9 protein-coding genes are annotated in these 15700 nt (G+C 69.2%); 4 read left to right on the top strand and 5 right to left on the bottom strand.

Annotation, left to right across the window (positions count from 1 at the left end; all coding sequences use genetic code 11):
* The first annotated feature begins 24 nt into the window (after positions 1–24).
* From GF068_RS38245 to GF068_RS38255, 3 genes are all read left to right on the top strand, one after another.
* Positions 25–1230, top strand: coding sequence for a cytochrome P450 (locus GF068_RS38245; protein WP_153824500.1), 1206 nt, complete (start codon positions 25–27; stop codon positions 1228–1230).
* Between the two features lie 63 nt (positions 1231–1293).
* Positions 1294–2835, top strand: coding sequence for a flavin-containing monooxygenase (locus GF068_RS38250; protein WP_153824501.1), 1542 nt, complete (start codon positions 1294–1296; stop codon positions 2833–2835).
* Positions 2787–4994, top strand: a complete 2208-nt coding sequence (locus GF068_RS38255) for a cyclic nucleotide-binding domain-containing protein (RefSeq protein WP_153824502.1) — start codon at positions 2787–2789, stop codon at positions 4992–4994. The genes GF068_RS38250 and GF068_RS38255 overlap by 49 nt, the downstream gene beginning before the upstream one ends.
* On the opposite strand, the gene GF068_RS38260 is transcribed toward GF068_RS38255, so the two are convergent.
* Together GF068_RS38260 and GF068_RS38265 are read right to left on the bottom strand one after the other, a co-directional pair.
* Positions 4991–6478, bottom strand: coding sequence for a serine/threonine-protein kinase (locus GF068_RS38260; protein ID WP_153824503.1), 1488 nt, complete (start codon positions 6476–6478; stop codon positions 4991–4993). The genes GF068_RS38255 and GF068_RS38260 overlap by 4 nt on opposite strands.
* 51 nt (positions 6479–6529) lie before the next feature.
* Complete coding sequence (locus tag GF068_RS38265; protein WP_153824504.1) at positions 6530–7414, bottom strand: serine/threonine-protein kinase; 885 nt, start codon at positions 7412–7414, stop codon at positions 6530–6532.
* A gap of 138 nt (positions 7415–7552) precedes the next feature.
* Between GF068_RS38265 and GF068_RS38270 the strand changes: the two genes are divergently transcribed.
* Positions 7553–9793 (top strand): S9 family peptidase, encoded by a 2241-nt coding sequence (locus GF068_RS38270; RefSeq protein WP_153824505.1) that lies wholly within the window; start codon positions 7553–7555, stop codon positions 9791–9793.
* A gap of 1 nt (position 9794) precedes the next feature.
* Here the strand turns inward: GF068_RS38270 and GF068_RS38275 are convergent, their stop codons facing one another.
* The 3 genes from GF068_RS38275 to GF068_RS38285 all read right to left on the bottom strand — a co-directional run bounded on the left by GF068_RS38275 (position 9795) and on the right by GF068_RS38285 (position 15677).
* Positions 9795–10700: a PAS domain S-box protein gene (locus GF068_RS38275; RefSeq protein ID WP_153824506.1), complete on the bottom strand. Its 906-nt coding sequence runs from the start codon at positions 10698–10700 to the stop codon at positions 9795–9797.
* 141 nt (positions 10701–10841) lie between these two features.
* Positions 10842–13577, bottom strand: a complete 2736-nt coding sequence (gene alaS / locus GF068_RS38280) for an alanine--tRNA ligase (RefSeq protein WP_153824507.1) — start codon at positions 13575–13577, stop codon at positions 10842–10844.
* A gap of 30 nt (positions 13578–13607) precedes the next feature.
* The gene (locus GF068_RS38285) at positions 13608–15677 is read right to left on the bottom strand and encodes a TIGR04551 family protein (RefSeq protein ID WP_240808039.1); all 2070 of its coding nucleotides are present in this window, start codon (positions 15675–15677) and stop codon (positions 13608–13610) included.
* Positions 15678–15700 lie beyond the last annotated feature (23 nt).

The raw sequence follows: 15700 nt of genomic DNA on the forward strand, positions 1-15700 counted from the left end.
GATCCCCGCATCGAGGAGAAAACCATGACAGCCGCTGCCGTTCCGACGCTTCCCATGACCCGGACCTGCCCGTTCGCGCCGCCTGCGGAGCACCAAAAGCTCCGCGAGGAGGCGCCCATCGCCAAGGTCGAGCTGCCCAACGGGTCGACGGTGTGGGCCGTCTCGAGCCACAAGCTCATCCGGGAGATCCTCCAGGATCCCCGGTTCAGCTCGAACCGCCGCCACCCCGGCTTCCCCCGGCTGACCCGCGAGGAGCAGCCCAATGACAGCGGGCTCAAGCCGCTCCTGCTCGAGCTCGATCCGCCCGAGCACGGGCATGCACGAAGGGCCGTGATCGGCGAGTTCACGGTCCACCGGGCCGCCGCGCTCGGGCCGCGCATCCAGGAGATCGTGGACGAGCATATCGACGCCATGCTCGCCGGGCCGCGCCCGGTCGACCTCGTGCAAGCGCTCTCGCTGCCGGTGCCTTCGCTCGTCATCTGCGAGCTGCTCGGCGTGCCTTACGCCGATCACGATTTCTTCCAGGCGCGCTCCGGGCACCTGGTCAATCAAAATTCGCCGGTCGAGGTGGTCCGGCAATCGGTCATCGAGCTCATGCAGTACCTGGGCAAGCTCATCGGCGCCAAAGCGCAGAGCCCCGCCGACGATCTCCTGAGCCGCCAGATCCAGAAGCAGCTCCACGAGACCGGCCGCATCGATTTCGAGGACATGGTCGGCCTGGCGTTCCTGCTCCTCCTCGCCGGGCACGAGACCACCGCGAACATGATCTCGCTGAGCACGCTCGTGCTCTTGCAACATCCGGAGAAGATCGCCGCCCTCCAGGAGGACCCCTCGAAGACCCCGGGCGCCGTCGAGGAGCTCTTGCGGTATTTTACCATTGCGGAGTCGGCGCTCGGCCGCGTCGCCGTGGCGGACGTGGAAATCGGCGGCGCGACCGTCCGGGTCGGGGAGGGGGTCCTCCTCCTCGCCAATACGGGCAACCGGGATCCGGAGGTCTTCGAGAAGGCAGACGAGCTCGACCTCTCGCGCGGCACGCGGAGACACCTCGCGTTCGGCTTCGGTCCGCACCAGTGCCTCGGCCAGAACCTGGCCCGGCTGGAGCTCGAGATCGTCATCAACACACTCTTCCGGCGCATCCCCGGCCTCAAGCCCGCCGTGCCTTTCGAGGAGCTCTCGTTCAAGGACGACGCCACGGTCTACGGGATGCGGTCATTCCCCGTCACCTGGTGAGGTGACGCGGCGCCGCCTTTGCCGTACCCTCCCGATCCTTCCTTGCACCACCACGGAGGGCGCATGGTCTCGGTCGGCATCATCGGGGGCGGGTTGAGCGGGCTCGTCTCTGCGAAGACGTTCTCGCGCAGCGGGTTCGACGTCACGGTGTTCGAGAAGGAGGACGAGGTCGGCGGCGTGTGGGCGCGCTCGCGCCGCTACCCCGGCCTCCAGACCCAGAACGCCCGCGATACCTACGCATTCTCCGATTTCCCCATGCCGAGCCACTACCCCGAGTGGCCCGAGGGCGCGCAGGTCCAGGCATATCTCTCGAGCTACGCCGACCATTTCGGCGTCACGCCGCGCGTCCGCCTCCGCACCCAGGTGGACGAGATCCGCCGCCGCGAAGGGGGCGGGTTCTCCGTGGACACCCGGCCCGTGGGCGCCCCCGCGTCCGAGAAGAAGACCCACACGTTCGACCACGTGATCATCTCGAGCGGGCTCTTCAGCCAGCCGTTCATCCCCGAGGCCCCCGGGCGCGAGGCCTTCGAGGCGAAGGGCGGCGTCGTCCTGCACACGACCGCGCTGCACGACCTCGACGTCCTTCGGGGCAAGCGGGTCGTCGTCGTGGGTTTCTCGAAATCGGCCTGCGACGTGGCCGCGACCGCGGTGGCGCACGCGCGCGAGGTGACGCTCGTCCACAGGAGCGTCGGCTGGAAGGCGCCGCGGTTCCTCTTCGGGCTCGTGAACACGAAGTTCTTGCTCCTGAACCGCTTCTCCGAGCTGTTTTTCCGCTACCCGCAGGCCGAGGGCTTCGAGCGCGCGCTGCACGAGAAGGCCAGCAAGTTCGTCGCCTTTTACTGGAACGGGGTCATGGACGCCCTCGACAAGGACCTCGGGCTCACGAAGACCGGCCTGCGGCCCGAGCTGCCGCTCTCCGGCGTCGGCTGCACCCTCAACATGGCGCCCGTCGGCTTCTACGAGGCCGCGCAGCGCGGGACGTTGAAGCTCTCGCGTGGCGAGATCACGCGTTTTCACGAGGGAGGCGTCGAGGTCTCGAACGGGGCGCGGATCGAGGCGGACGTCGTGATCTTCGGCACGGGCTTCAAGCAGGAGATCCCCTTCCTCGAGCCGTCGCTGAAGCGCGCCGTGCAGGACGAGCAGGGCACGTTCCGCCTCTACCGCGGCCTCTACCACCCCGACGCGCCGGGCCTCGGCTTCTGCGGCTTCGTGAACAGCCTCTACAGCCAGCTCACCTCGGAGGTCGGCGCGCGCTGGCTCTGCGAGCTCTTCCTCGGCCGGATGCAGCTCCCGCCGCGGGACGAGATGATCGCCCGCGTCGACGAGCAGATCGCCTATCGAAGGCGCGAGCGGCCGGACGGGTTCGTGGGCGTCTGCGTCGTGCCCCATAACTTCCAGTACATCGACGATCTTTGCCGGGACATGGGGGCGCGGGTCCGCAGGCTCCCCGAAAATCCCTTCCGCGAGTTCATGCTTCCAGTGGATCCTTCGCTCTACGCGGACCTCGCCGAGGAGCTCGAAACACGCGCCCGCGAGGCGCGTGATCGCGACAGCGCATGCAAAACCCCCGAGATTTCAAGAAGCTCTTCAAGCGCCTTCTCCTGAGCCCCGTCGCGGGCATGTCCTGGGAGGACAAGCTCGCGTTCGTGCGCGCGTACATGCGCGAGCTCGAGTCTCGCAAGGACCCGATGGAGGAGTCCGCCGAGCTCGAGCCGGCGATCGAGATCATCCCGTTCGAGGCCGGGCGCAGGCCCATCGACGAGGCGCTCGGCCCCGGGCTCGGCGCGAGTGAACACGCAGGGCTCGTGTCGACGCTCACGCGCAACCCGCCCGCCGACGACCTCGTCCTGCTCTACCAGGTGAAGGATCTCTACGCGTACGTCGCGCCGTTCCAGCGGACGTTCGAGGTGCGCATGTCGGTCGCGTTCCTGCCACACGTCGAGGGCCACGGCGCGCCTTGCCCCGTCCCGGGGCTCACGGACGTGGCGCTCAAGCCGCAGGTCGTCTCGGCCGCCGGTTACCCGTTCCCCGCGATCGCGGAGGCGTCGTGGGGCGAGTTCTACAAGACCGTCTACGCGGCGACGTTGAACCCGCAGGGCCTCGTCCCGCGCCGCGAGGACGACCCGGACGCGCGCGGCTTCACCTGGTCCGAGGTCGGCGAGCCCCTGCGCGCGCGTACGCCCGACGGCGCCGATCCGTTCACCTTCGCGAACCTCTTCCACCAGAAGATCCGCGTCACGCTGGCCCTGCACACGGACGGCAAGCACCTCGCCGAGGACACGATCGACGCCGAGATCTACGACACGGGCCGCTTCGGCTCGCTCTACGCGCGGCTGCTCGAGCGGCTCATCCCGGCCGACACGACGATGCAGGCCGACGCGCTGGGGATCGGGGACCTGCACGTCGGGTATCACCCGTGGTTCCCGGTCCTCACGATCGGCATGGACAAGGCGATGCTCTACCTGCACGCCATCCGTCAGGACCTCGGCGAGCAGCGCCGGAACCTGCCCGATCCGGCGTGGTTGCTCCGGGTCGGCCTCTACCTCGAGCTGCTCACGTGCCTCGGCATCTTCGAGGCCGTGCGCGACGTGCACCCGGATTTGCTCTCGCCGGCCGAGCGCGCCGTGTTCGAGGAGAGCCCCGTCTTCGAGAAGATCCGCGAGCGGCTCGACGTCGCGGCGTGGAAGAAGGTCTGGGCGATGCGCGACATCGTGCCGAGCTCGTCGGACCTGCTCGCGGCCGGGCCCGTGAGCTTCACGAACCTCCTGCGCAAGCAGAAGGCGACGCTCGCGTTCCTCCACGCGCACCACGAGGATCTCAAGCACGCGATCGCGCTCGCCGGGCCAAACGTCGACAACGCGCAGGAGACCTGGCACCGCGTCTTCCGCGACGCCGAGCGCGCGGTCCTGAAGAACGGGCTCGCCGCGTTCCCCGAGCTCGGCTGGCTCGACAAGCGCACGCGCGACTTCGCCATGTGGCACCAGCGCGGCGTCTTCGGCAGCTACGCGCTGCCCGAGTCGCTCACGGGCGCCTTCGGCGATCAGGACGGGCTCTTCCCCTCGGCGTGCCGGCAGTACCGGCAATCGATGAACGAGGTCGCGCGGTTCGCCCGCGAGCGTCAGCTCATGGATCACACGGGCGACGAGTGCATCCCGCGCACCGCGAGCCTCTTCGAGGCCTACATGCGCGGCGACAGCGCCCTCGTCGACGCGCTCCAGCGGCGCGACGGTTACGGCGGCGGGCTCGACGCGGCCGAGCCGGTCTCGCTCGGCGCCGAGCCCACGCACGCGGAGATCGCCGCGTTGCTCCGGCGCGTGCCCGTCTTCAAGCCGCTCACCGATCGCGAGGTCGAGAGGCTCGCGCAGAAGACGCGCCCCGTCGTCTACGGCCCGCACGATCGGGTGGTGCGCGAGGGCGAGCGGGGCTCGTCGCTCTTCGTGCTCGCCTCGGGTTCGGTCGAGGTCCTCGTGCGCCAGCAGAGCGGCCAGGACGTGCCCGTCGCGACGCTCGAGCGCGGCGCGGTCTTCGGCGAGGTCGCCTTGTTGCTCGGCGGCGAGCGCACCGCGACCGTGCGCACGACGTGCGAGTCGACGCTCTACGAGATCAGCAAGCAGGCGCTCTCGCCGATCATCGAGTCGCGCCCGCAGCTCGTGGTCGAGCTCGGCCTGCTCATCGCGGCGCGTCAGCGGGGCCGCGAGGACCGCACGAAGCAGGCGAGCCCGGAGGGGCTCGCGGGGCGGATCCGGAAGTTTTTGCTCGGTTAGGTCCCGTTCAGCAGCCAGCCGAGCGCCTCGCCCTCGTCCTGGAAAAACGCGAACGAGGGCAGGCCTTGCTCCGCCGACATGCGGGCGAGCTGCATCTTCGTGAGCGAGCTCGAGACGATGTTCGCCGCCCGCACGCAGCCGTTTTTCTGGGCGACCTCCATCGTCCGCTCCACGAACGCGCTCACGTCGGGCTTCTGGGCCGCGAACTCCGCGGTGTTCGCGAGCACGCGCCAGCGCTTGCCCCAGAGCGGCTGCGTGACACGCGCGAACTCGTCGTAGTAGGCCCGCGCCTGCTCGACCGTCCAGAAACCCCAGACCTCGAGCCGCACCAGCCTGCGCTCCCGCTCCACGCGGATCACGTGGCCGCTGCGAGGCCGCGACGTCCAAGATCGCGGGCGCTCCCCCGAGGCCGGCGGCGTCGAGTGCCGGGTTTGTCGGTTTCTCGCGTCGTCGCTCGGCGGCGGGTTCGAGGGGCGCGAGCCACGCGCGCTCGACGCGGGCTCGAACGTCACCGAGGGCAGCCGTTCCCGCGCTGGCATCACGGGAGGGAGCAGGCTCGGCAGCTCGGCGGGGAAGAGGGCCTCGGCGAGCGCGACGATCGCGGCCGACGCGCTCGGGAACCGGTCCTCGGGGTTTCGCGCGACGCACCGCACGAACCAGGCGTCGAGCGCCGTGGGGATTGCCACGTCGTGGCGGCGCTGCGCCCGCGCCGAGGGTGGCTCGGGCAGCGGGTTCTCGAGGCAACGCGCGAGCGTGATGAGCGACGGGGCCCGCTCGAACTCTTCGGACCAGTATGGCGTGCCGACGAGCAGCATGTAGGCCGTGTGCCCGAGGGCGTAGACGTCGACGGCCGGGCCGATCGGCTGATCCATGAAGATCTGCTCGGGCGCCATGAAGTAAGGGCTGCCGAGGATGGTCTTCGTCTGCATGCCGATGCCGAGGTGGCCGTCGGCCTTGGCGATGCCGAAGTCGAGCAGCTTGATGCACGGCGAGCCGTCGTCGCGGTGCGTGAGGAAGAGGTTGTCGGGCTTGATGTCGCGGTGCACGACGCCCGCGGCGTGGGTCTTGTCGAGCGCGAACGCGGCCTGCGCGAGGTAGGTGCGCACCTCGGCCGGGGAGAGCGGGCCCTCTTCGGCCACGACGACGCCGAGGTCCTTGCCGCGCAGGAGCTCCATCGCGAGGAAGGGCAACCCCGAGGGGCCGTCCACGCCGGCGTCGATGACGCGGACGATGTGATCACTCTCGAGCTCGCCGAGGATCCTCGCCTCGCGTTCGAAGCGCGGCTTGAAGTCCGCGTGCTCGGCGAGCAGGTTCGGGTGGATGATCTTCAGGGCGCGGCGGCCGGCCGTGCGCTCGTCCGTCGCCTCGTAGACCGCGCCCATGCCGCCCATGCGGATGCTGCGCACGATGCGGTACCGCCCATGGAAGAGCTGCGCGGGGGCGAGGGCGACGATCGACACCGTGTCCGCGCCGGAGTCCGACATGGGTCGAGCCTAGAGGGAGACAAACGGCGATTCAAGCGACGCCGAGGGCGCCTATACGTCGTCGTCAGGCAGCTCCGCGGGTCGACCGAGCGCCGCGCAGAGCTCGGCCCACGCCTCTTGCATCGACGGGTACCGGTTCGCCGGCTGGCTCGCGAGCACCCGCGCGACCCAGGGGTCCACGGCCTCGGGCAGATCGGGGCGGAGCGCGCGCAGGCTCGGGCGCGGGTCGGTCGAGACGGCGCGGAGCAGCTCGACCATCCTGCGCGCGGGGAAGGGCAGCCGGCTGCCGAGCATGCGGAAGACGACGGCGCCGAACGAGTAGACGTCGGCGCGGTGATCGAGGTCCTTGGGTTTGCCGGCCCAGATCTCGGGGGCCATGTACGTCGGCGAGCCGGCGATGGTGCCGTCGCGCGTGACCGTGAAGCCTCCGACCTCCTTGGCGAGGCCAAAGTCGAGCAGCCGCACGCGGCCTCGCGCGCGGGTCCGGAGCACGAAGATGTTCGCGGGCTTGACGTCGCGGTGGACGATGCCGCGCGCGTGCGCGGCGGAGAGCGTCTCGGCGACGGGCCGCATGATCGAGAGGGCGCTGTCGATGGACATGGGCGCGCCTTTGGCCTCGACGCCGCGCACGTAGGCCTCGAGGTCCTTGCCTTCGAGCAGCTCCATCACGATGTAGAGCGTGCCGTTGTCGGAGCGGTTGAAGGCGAGGATCTGCGTCGCGGCCGTGCCGCTGAGCAGGCCCATGGCGCGGGCCTCGCGCGCGATGCGGGTCGTGAAGACGGGCTCGCTCGTGATGTTCGGCAAGAGGCACTTCACGGCCACGGGCGCGCTGAGGTCCATGTCCTCGGCGCGGAACACGTACCCGTGCCCGCCGCTGCCGATGAGGTCGAGGAGCTTGTACCGACCGTCGACGACATCACCCGCTCGATACGACATGGTGTTCCTCGTGCTGCCGCGTCGCTGGGCCGCGGCAGGCGCCTACGATACCGAGGGGGGCCCGATCTCCGCAACCAGGCGCCGAACGGTTCGGTGCTCCCGGCTGCTCGACCCGCCGCGCGTGGTATCGTCGGGGCGATGATCCGACGCACCTCGTTCGTCCTCGCGCTCCTGGTCCTCGGCTGCTCGGGCGAGAGCCTCCACCCGGCGCCCGCGCCGGGCCCGAGCCTGCCGCCGGAGGCGCCCTCGGCGCAGGCCAGCGCCGCCGCCGCGGAGAAGCCCGCCCCGAAGGGCCCGGCGGCGCCCGTCGCGCGGAAGGAGCCGAAGGTCACCGAGCTGCACGGCCTGAAGCTCGTCGACGATTATGCGTGGCTGCGCAAGAAGGACGCGCCCGAGGTGCTCGCGCACCTGCGCGCCGAGAACGCCTACAGCGAGGCCATGACCGCCTCGCTCGCGCCGATGAAGGAGCGCATTTACGGCGAGATGCTCGGCCGGCTCCAGGAGTCCGACGTGGAGGTGCCGTTCCGGGAGGGCGCGTATCTTTATTACACGCGCACCGAAAAAGGGAAGCAGTACCCCATTTACGCGCGCAAATCGGTCAAGGGCGGGGACAAGGCGCCCGAGGAGATCGTGATCGATCCGAACGAGATCGCGAAGACCGAGAAATACGTGGGCCTCGGGCCGATGGCCCTCTCCGCGGACGGCCATCTCCTCGCGTACGGCCTCGACACCACGGGGTTCCGGCAATTCGTGCTCCACGTGCGTGACCTCCGGACGGGCAAGGATCTCACGGATCGGGCCGAGCGGGTCACGTCGATCGTGTTCGCGAAGGACGGCAAGACGCTCTTTTATACGGTCGAGGATCCGACCACGAAGCGCTCGTACAGGTTCTACCGCCACACCCTCGGCGAGGACGCGGCGAAGGACGCGCTGCTCTACGAGGAGAAGGACGAGCGGTTCCGCCTGTATGCGTCGCGATCGAGCAGCAAGCAGCTCCTCTTCCTCCAATCGAGCAGCCACACGACGAGCGAGGTCCGGTTCCTCCCTGCGGACAAACCCAAGGCGGAGCTCACGCTCGTCGAGCCGCGGGCGCAGGATCACGAGTACGACGTGGATCATCGGGGCGACGAGCTCGTGATCCGCACGAACAGCCCCGCGGCGCCGGGCGGGCCGAAATCGACGAACTACCGGCTCGTCGTGACGAAGGTCGCGTCCCCGGGGCGGTCGTCGTGGAAGGAGACGATCCCGCACCGGCAGGGCGTGATGATCGAGTCGGTCGAGCTCTTCTCGACGTTCGCCGTGGCCTTCGAGCGCGAGGACGGCCTGCGCCAGATCCGGGTGCTCGACCCGAAGAAGCTCACGCTCGGCGGTTCGCACCGGATCAGCCTGCCCGAGCCGATCTTCACGTTGCGGCAGGGGGAGAACCGCGAATTCGACGCGACGACCTACAGGTTCCGCTTCGAATCACCGACGACGCCCTCCACGGTCTACGATTACGAACCGAAGAAGCGCGCGCTCGTGCTGAAGAAGCGACAGGAGGTCCCGAACTACGATCCCAGCCGGTACGCGTCGAAGCGCGTGCACGCGACGGCGAAGGACGGCACGAAGATCCCGGTCTCGTTGCTTTACAAGAAGGGCACGAGCCCGGACGGGAAGAGCCCGCTCTTCCTTTATGCGTACGGGTCCTACGGGTTCCCCATCTTCCCGCTGTTCTCGGCCCCGGCGTTCTCGCTCGTGGATCGCGGCGTCGTCTGCGCGATCGCCCATATCCGCGGCGGCGGGGAGCTCGGCGAGACGTGGCACGAGGCCGGGCGCATGAAGACGAAGATGAACACGTTCACCGATTTCGTGGACGTGACCGAGGGGCTCGCGCAGATGGGCTGGGCCGCGAAGGATCGAATCGCGATCCAGGGCGGGAGCGCGGGCGGGCTGCTCGTGGGCGCGGTGCTCAACATGCGCCCCGATCTTTATCGAGCGGCGATCGCCGACGTCCCGTTCGTCGACGTGATCAACACGATGCTCGACGAGTCCCTCCCGCTCACGGTGCAGGAGTTCGAGGAGTGGGGGAACCCCAAGAAGAAGGACGAATTCGAGTACATCGCGCGCTACAGCCCCTACGAGAACGTGGCGCGGAAGGCCTACCCGTCGATCCTCGTGAACACGTCGTACAACGACAGCCAGGTGATGTACTGGGAGCCCGCGAAATGGGTGGCCAAGCTGCGCGAGATGAAGACGGACGCAAACCCGCTGCTCCTGCGGACCCACCTCGAGCCGGCCGGGCACGGAGGCAAATCGGGCCGTTACGAGAAAATGCAGGAGATGGCGTTCAAGTATGCGTGGCTGCTCGACAGGCTCGGGGTGACCGACGCAAAAAAGTGAATCAGATGGGGCGGGAAGGCGCGCGCTTCTTGCCCTTGCCGCGCTCCTTCATCGCCCACGCGATCCCGTCTTTCAGGCTGCGCACCGTGATCATGCCGTGGACCTCGATGCCCATCGTCACGAGGGTCTGCGCCACGTGCGGCTGAATGCCGGTCAGGACGGCGCGGGCGCCGAGGAGGTTGACGGCCCGCGCCGTGCGCACGAGCGCCTCGGCGACCTGGGTGTCAATCGTCGTGATGCCCGTCACGTCGAGCAGCACCGTCTCCGCGGCCGCGTTCACGACCCCCTCGAGCAACGTCTCCAGCACGAGCTGCGCGCGCTTCTCGTCGATGCGACCCACGAGCGGCATGGCGAGGACGTCGTCGGCGATGGGGATGAGCGGCGCCGCGAGCTCCCGCAGCGCCTGCTCCTGCGCCGCGATGAGCTCCGCGCGTAACACCTCGTTCCGCAAGGCGTGATCCTCCGCGAGGCGGCGATCGGTGACGTCGATTCCGACGGCCTGAAACCCCGCGACGTTGCCCGCGTCGTCGAAGAGCGTGCGATCGATCCAGTTGATCCAGCGCACCTCGCCGCCGGGCGTCAGCACCCGGTGCTCGCAGGTGAGGACGGGCTCCTTCGGCCCGAGCCGGGCGAGCACGTCGTCGATGATGGGTTTGTCCTCGTCCGGGATCAGCGGCGCGAAATGGCGGCCGACCAGCTCGTCGCGCGTCTTGCCGAAGAAACGGCAATAAGCGTCGTTGACGAATTCGAGCCTGCCGTCCTTGTGAAACCGGCAGATGAGCTCGCGCTGGTCCTCCACCAGCGTGGCGTACATCTGCGTGGTGTAGTGCAGCTCCGCCGCGAGCTCTGCATTCTGGCGCTGGAGCTCCGCCACCTGCGCCGCGAGCGCGTCCCTATCGAAACTCATCCCCATCCCCTCGTCGTGGGGAACGACACTAGGGCAAAGGGGCCGTAAGAGCAACACCGAGGACATATCGGAATGTCCTCCGTGCTGGCGCGGGCGCTCATGTGTGGGTTGAGGTACTCGGGGCGGCGTTGCGCAGGAGGGCTACGCCGTGACGAGCCGCTCGACCTCGCCGTAGGTCGCCGCGATCGCCTCGTCGAGCTTGCCGACCTCGGGGCCGCCGGCTTGCGCCATGTCGGGCCGGCCGCCGCCGCGACCGCCCACGATCGCGGCCACGTTCTTGATCACGTCGCCGGCCTTCACCCGGCCCGTCGCGGCCTTCGACACCATCACGGTGAGCTGCGCCTTGCCCGCGTCCACGGCGCCGACGAGCACGAGGCTCGTCTCACCGAGTTTGTCCCGGAGCTTCTCGGCGATCTCGCGCAGCGCCGCCGCTTGCGTGCCGTCGGGCATACGCCGCGCGAGGACCTTGATGCCCGAGACGTCGCGCGCCTCGGCGAGCATCGCGTCGATCCCGCCGCCGCCGCCGCCGCCGCCGGGCCCGCCGCCCTCGATGAGCCTGCGCTCGAGCTCGGCGAGCTTCTTCTCGAGCTCCCGCTCGTGCGCGACGATCTTGCCGATCTTCTCCGCGAGATCACCGCCCTGCGCCTTGGCGACCTGGCGCGCCTTCTGGATGTCGTCCTCGAGGCCACGCACGTAACCGAGCGCGTTCTTGCCCGTCGCCGCGAAGACACGCCGCACGCCCGCCGCGACGCCGCCCTCGCCCGTGATCTTGAACAGGCCGATGTCGCCGAGCGCCCGCGCGTGTGTGCCGCCGCAGAGCTCGATCGAGTCCTGGGTCATCGTCAGCATACGAACGACGTCGCCGTACTTCTCCTCGAAGATCGCGACGGCGCCGCGCTTGCGCGCCTCGTCGACGGGCAGGACCTCCGTGAGGACGGGCGCGTTCTCCAGGACCTTGTTGTTCACGAGGTCCTCGATGCGCTCGATCTCCTCGCGCGTGAGCGGCTTGTTGTGCGCGAAGTCGAAGCGGAGCATGTCGGGCCCCACGCGCGAGCCCTTCTGCTGGGCGTGCTCGCCGAGCACCTTGCGCAGGGCCCAGTGGAGCAGGTGCGTCGCGGAGTGGTTGCGCCGCGTGGCCGAGCGCGCGGCGTGATCAACCACGAGCGAGACCTTCTCCCCCACCTTCACCTCGCCCGATTCGATCTCGCCCTCGTGCACCACGAGCCCTGTGAGCGGGCGCTGCGTGTCGCCGACGTGGAACTTCAGATCGCCCGCCGTGATCACGCCGATGTCGCCGACCTGACCGCCGCTCTCGGCGTAGAAGGGCGTCTCCTTCACGACGAGCTCGACGCGCGCGCCACTCGGCGCACGATCGACGAGTGTACGCGTGGGTTTGTCCGAGCCGTCCTTCTTCTCGACGAGGATGATCGCGACGATCTCGCTCTCACCAGCCTCGCGCTCGTAGCCGGTGAAGGCCACGGGCGACGCGAGTTTTTCCCGCGCGAGGCGGTAGGACGGATCCACGGCCGCGTTCGGATCGATCGGCCCGTCGGCCTCGTCCGCGCCCTTGATGATCTTTTCAGCCCCGTCCACATCGACGCCGTAGCCGTGCTCGGCGCAGATGACCTGCGTGAGGTCGAGCGGGAACCCATAGGTCGTGTAGAGATCCGCCGCCGCGGGCGCAGACAACGTGCCCTCGCTGCTCGCACGCATCTCGACGAAACGCTCGTCGAGGATCTTGATGCCGCGCTTGAGCGTGGCGCGGAACCGGACCTCCTCGTCCTCGGTGACGCGCGCGATGAGCTCGCGCCGCTCGCGGAGCTCGGGGTACACGTCGCCCATCCGATCCACGACGAGCAGCGCGACCTCGTGCAGGAAAGGCTTCTCGATGCCGAGGCGGTAGCCGTGCCGGATCGCGCGGCGCATGACGCGGCGGAGCACGTACTCGCGCCGCTGCTTCTCGGGCATCACGCCCTCGGCCACGAGGAAGGCCGTGGTGCGGGCGTGGTCGGCGATGACGCGCATGGAGACGTCGTCGGGCGCCTGGCTCGCGCCGTACTTCTTGCCCGCGATCTCGGCCGCGCGCTCGACGAGCGGGCGGAGCAGGTCGGTGTCGTAGTTCGACGTGACCCCTTGGAGCACGAACGAAATGCGCTCGAGGCCCATGCCCGTGTCGATGCTCGGCGCAGGCAGCGGCGCGACGGGCGCGTCCTTCTCCGCGCGGTCGTACTGCATGAAGACGAGGTTCCAGATCTCGGTCCAGCCAGAGCCGTCGAGCCGGGGCTCCTCGCCGAACCGCGAGAGGTCAACCTCGTCACCCGTGAAGAAGTGGATCTCCGAGCAGGGGCCGCAGGGGCCGGTGTCGCCCATGCTCCAGAAGTTGTCGGCCATGCCGAGCCGGAGGATGCGATCGTCGCCGAAGCCCGTGACCTTGCGCCAGAGCGAGGCCGCCTCCTCGTCCGCGGGGAAGCCGCCCTCGCCCTTGAACACGGTGACGACGAGCCGCTCCTTCGGGACGCCGTAGACCTTCGTGAGCAGCTCCCAGGCGCTCGTGATGGCCTCTTCCTTGAAGTAGTCGCCGAAGCTGAAGTTGCCGAGCATCTCGAAGAACGTGTGGTGGCGCGCGGTGACGCCGACGTTCTCGAGGTCGTTGTGCTTGCCGCTGATGCGGATGCACTTCTGGCTGCTGGCGGCGCGCGTGTAGGGGCGACGCTCCTTGCCCGTGAAGACGTCCTTGAACGGGACCATCCCGGCGTTGACGAACATCAACGTGGGATCGTTCTGCGGGACGATCGGCGCGCTCGGGACGACCTCGTGGCCGCGAGAGGCGAAGAAATCGAGGAAGGTGCGGCGGATCTGATGGCTCGAGGCGGACATGGCGCCCGCCCATCTACCATGTTTCAGGCGTCAGAACATGATCCCGAGGTACCAGCGGAGCGTCTGCGCCGTCTCGCTGTCGAGCGCCGGCGCGTTGCGGTTCTCGGGCGCGCTGCCGTAACGGCTGACCTCGCCGGGCAAGTAGTCGAGGCCGCCGAGGGGGAAGAGCACGCCGTACTGGAGCATCGTGTAGAAGCCGCCCATCTGATCGGGCTTGTCGTTGAGCGTGCCGTCTTTGGCCTGGAAATACAGCGAGAAGTCGAGCTCGACCCCGAGGTCGCGTTTGTTGCCGGGCGCCTGGATGAACTCACTCGCGCGGCTCCAGATGACCGCCGCGCTGCCGCCGAGGCGCTGTCCGTTCGGGTCGCGCGCGAAGTCGTACTGCACAGAGGGACGCAAGTAATACGCGCCCTGCACGCGGCTCATGATGTTGCGCCAGAGGATGAGGTCGACGCGGTAGTCCTGGTGGAACCGGCCCGTCGAGAACGTCCGGTCCGCCGTGAGCTGCCGCTCGACGCCGTTGCGAGGCGGCGCGAGGCCCTCGACGTCGGGATCACCCGAGGCCCAGCCGAAGCCGAGGTCGAGGCGGAGCTTGTCGTCGAGGGCGCGGAACTCGCTCTGCGCCGCGACGATGAAGCTCTGCACGGTCCATCCCTTGTCCTCGGTGTCGAGCGGGTTGCGCTCGACGGTGGTGCCGCCCGCCGTCTGGAGGTTGTCGATGGTGCCGTAGGTCATCGAGGCCTCGGCCTCGAAGCGGAACTTCTTGTAGAGGAACTGGAACCAGATGTCGGGCGTGAAGAACTGCGCGCCCCGCCGGGCGTAACCCACGCGGACGTTGTTCGACGGCTGGCCGAACGTGGCGCTCGTCGTGGGATCGGTGGTGTCGTTCGCGAGGACCTGGTTGCGGTAGGCGAAGTAGAGGCCGCCGTTGATGACCGGCAGCCCCTTGGCGAGGTCGAGCCGCGCGAGCTCGGGATCACGCCGGCGCGCGGCCATGAAGACGTACTGGCTCACGTCGTCGAGCTGGCCGAGATCGTAGGGCTGGCCCTGCTGCTCGCGGAGCGCCGCGCTGGTCGGGCCCTCGCTGATGAAGTCCCACGCGCCGGCGAAGTAGAGGTCGTACTTCTTGATGCCGGTCACGAACATGATCCGATCGACCGTGCTTTGCCAGTCGGAGTCGTAGCCGTTGCCCTCGTTGTTGAGGATGCCGAGGCCCCACTGGTTCGGCATGCGGCCGAAGCGGAGCAGGCCGACGGGCGTGACGTACTCGCCCCACGCGCGCTTGACGATGATGCTGTCGACCGTGCTCGTTTGTCCGGCCACGGGCGCCCACGAGGTGGTCGCGAGCGAGCCGAGCGGCGCGTAGCCGCCGCGCGCGCCGACGGTGTAGCCGCCGCCCGCCGCAGGGGTGTTCCAGTAGCCCTCGGGCGTGGAGCCGAGGACGAAGTTGTCGAGGATGTCGATCTGCGAGAGGACCCGGAGGTTGTCGCTGATGTGCAGCTCCGGCGTGAGGCGGAAGCGCATGTTGGCGCCCGCCTGGGTGTTGTTCTCGCAAGGCGTGGTCGCCGCGGGATCGTCGCCGCAGAGGCGGACGGTCTGCACCTCGCCCGTCATCGGGTTGTAGGCGTTGTCGGGCGGCTGCGGCCAGAGCGCGCGATCGGCGGCGTCGCGGCGGCCGAGCGCGAAGTGGTGGAAGAGCTCGGCGCGGACGCGGAAGAGGCCGTGAATCTCGAGGCTCGGTCGGGCCTGCGACCACCAGTCTTCGGCGAAGACGTCGCTCGGCCGCACGCCGACGTCGCCCGTGGGCGGCGGCCTGTCCGCGCCCTGGCGCGTGAGCGCGCGCGTGTCGCGATCCGGATCCGGCGTCGCAGCGACCGGCGCCGCGGGCTTCTGCGCGGGCTTCGGCGTGGTCTCGGGCGCAGGCTCGGGCGTAGCCTCGGGCGCGGCCTCGGGCGTCGTGCCGTTCGGGGGCACGAGCGGCTCGTCCGCAGGGCGCGCGGCGTCCGCCGGCGGGGTCGTGGGGGCATCCGTGGGCGGGGGCGGAGGCGGCGCCGGCGCCGCAGGCTGGGCCAGGGCAGAGGCCGGAGCGCAGAGGCTCATGAGGAGCCCCACGAGGGATAGGT

The organism is Polyangium spumosum, assembly GCF_009649845.1.
GTDB lineage: Bacteria > Myxococcota_A > Polyangia > Polyangiales > Polyangiaceae > Polyangium > Polyangium spumosum.

Coding starts and splice junctions, on each gene's coding strand:
- GF068_RS38245 (WP_153824500.1), top strand. CDS start 25: ATGACAGCCGCTGCCGTTCCGACGCTTCCCATGACCCGGACCTGCCCG.
- GF068_RS38250 (WP_153824501.1), top strand. CDS start 1,294: ATGGTCTCGGTCGGCATCATCGGGGGCGGGTTGAGCGGGCTCGTCTCT.
- GF068_RS38255 (WP_153824502.1), top strand. CDS start 2,787: ATGCAAAACCCCCGAGATTTCAAGAAGCTCTTCAAGCGCCTTCTCCTG.
- GF068_RS38260 (WP_153824503.1), bottom strand. CDS start 6,478: ATGTCGGACTCCGGCGCGGACACGGTGTCGATCGTCGCCCTCGCCCCC.
- GF068_RS38265 (WP_153824504.1), bottom strand. CDS start 7,414: ATGTCGTATCGAGCGGGTGATGTCGTCGACGGTCGGTACAAGCTCCTC.
- GF068_RS38270 (WP_153824505.1), top strand. CDS start 7,553: ATGATCCGACGCACCTCGTTCGTCCTCGCGCTCCTGGTCCTCGGCTGC.
- GF068_RS38275 (WP_153824506.1), bottom strand. CDS start 10,700: ATGAGTTTCGATAGGGACGCGCTCGCGGCGCAGGTGGCGGAGCTCCAG.
- alaS (WP_153824507.1), bottom strand. CDS start 13,577: ATGTCCGCCTCGAGCCATCAGATCCGCCGCACCTTCCTCGATTTCTTC.
- GF068_RS38285 (WP_240808039.1), bottom strand. CDS start 15,677: ATGAGCCTCTGCGCTCCGGCCTCTGCCCTGGCCCAGCCTGCGGCGCCG.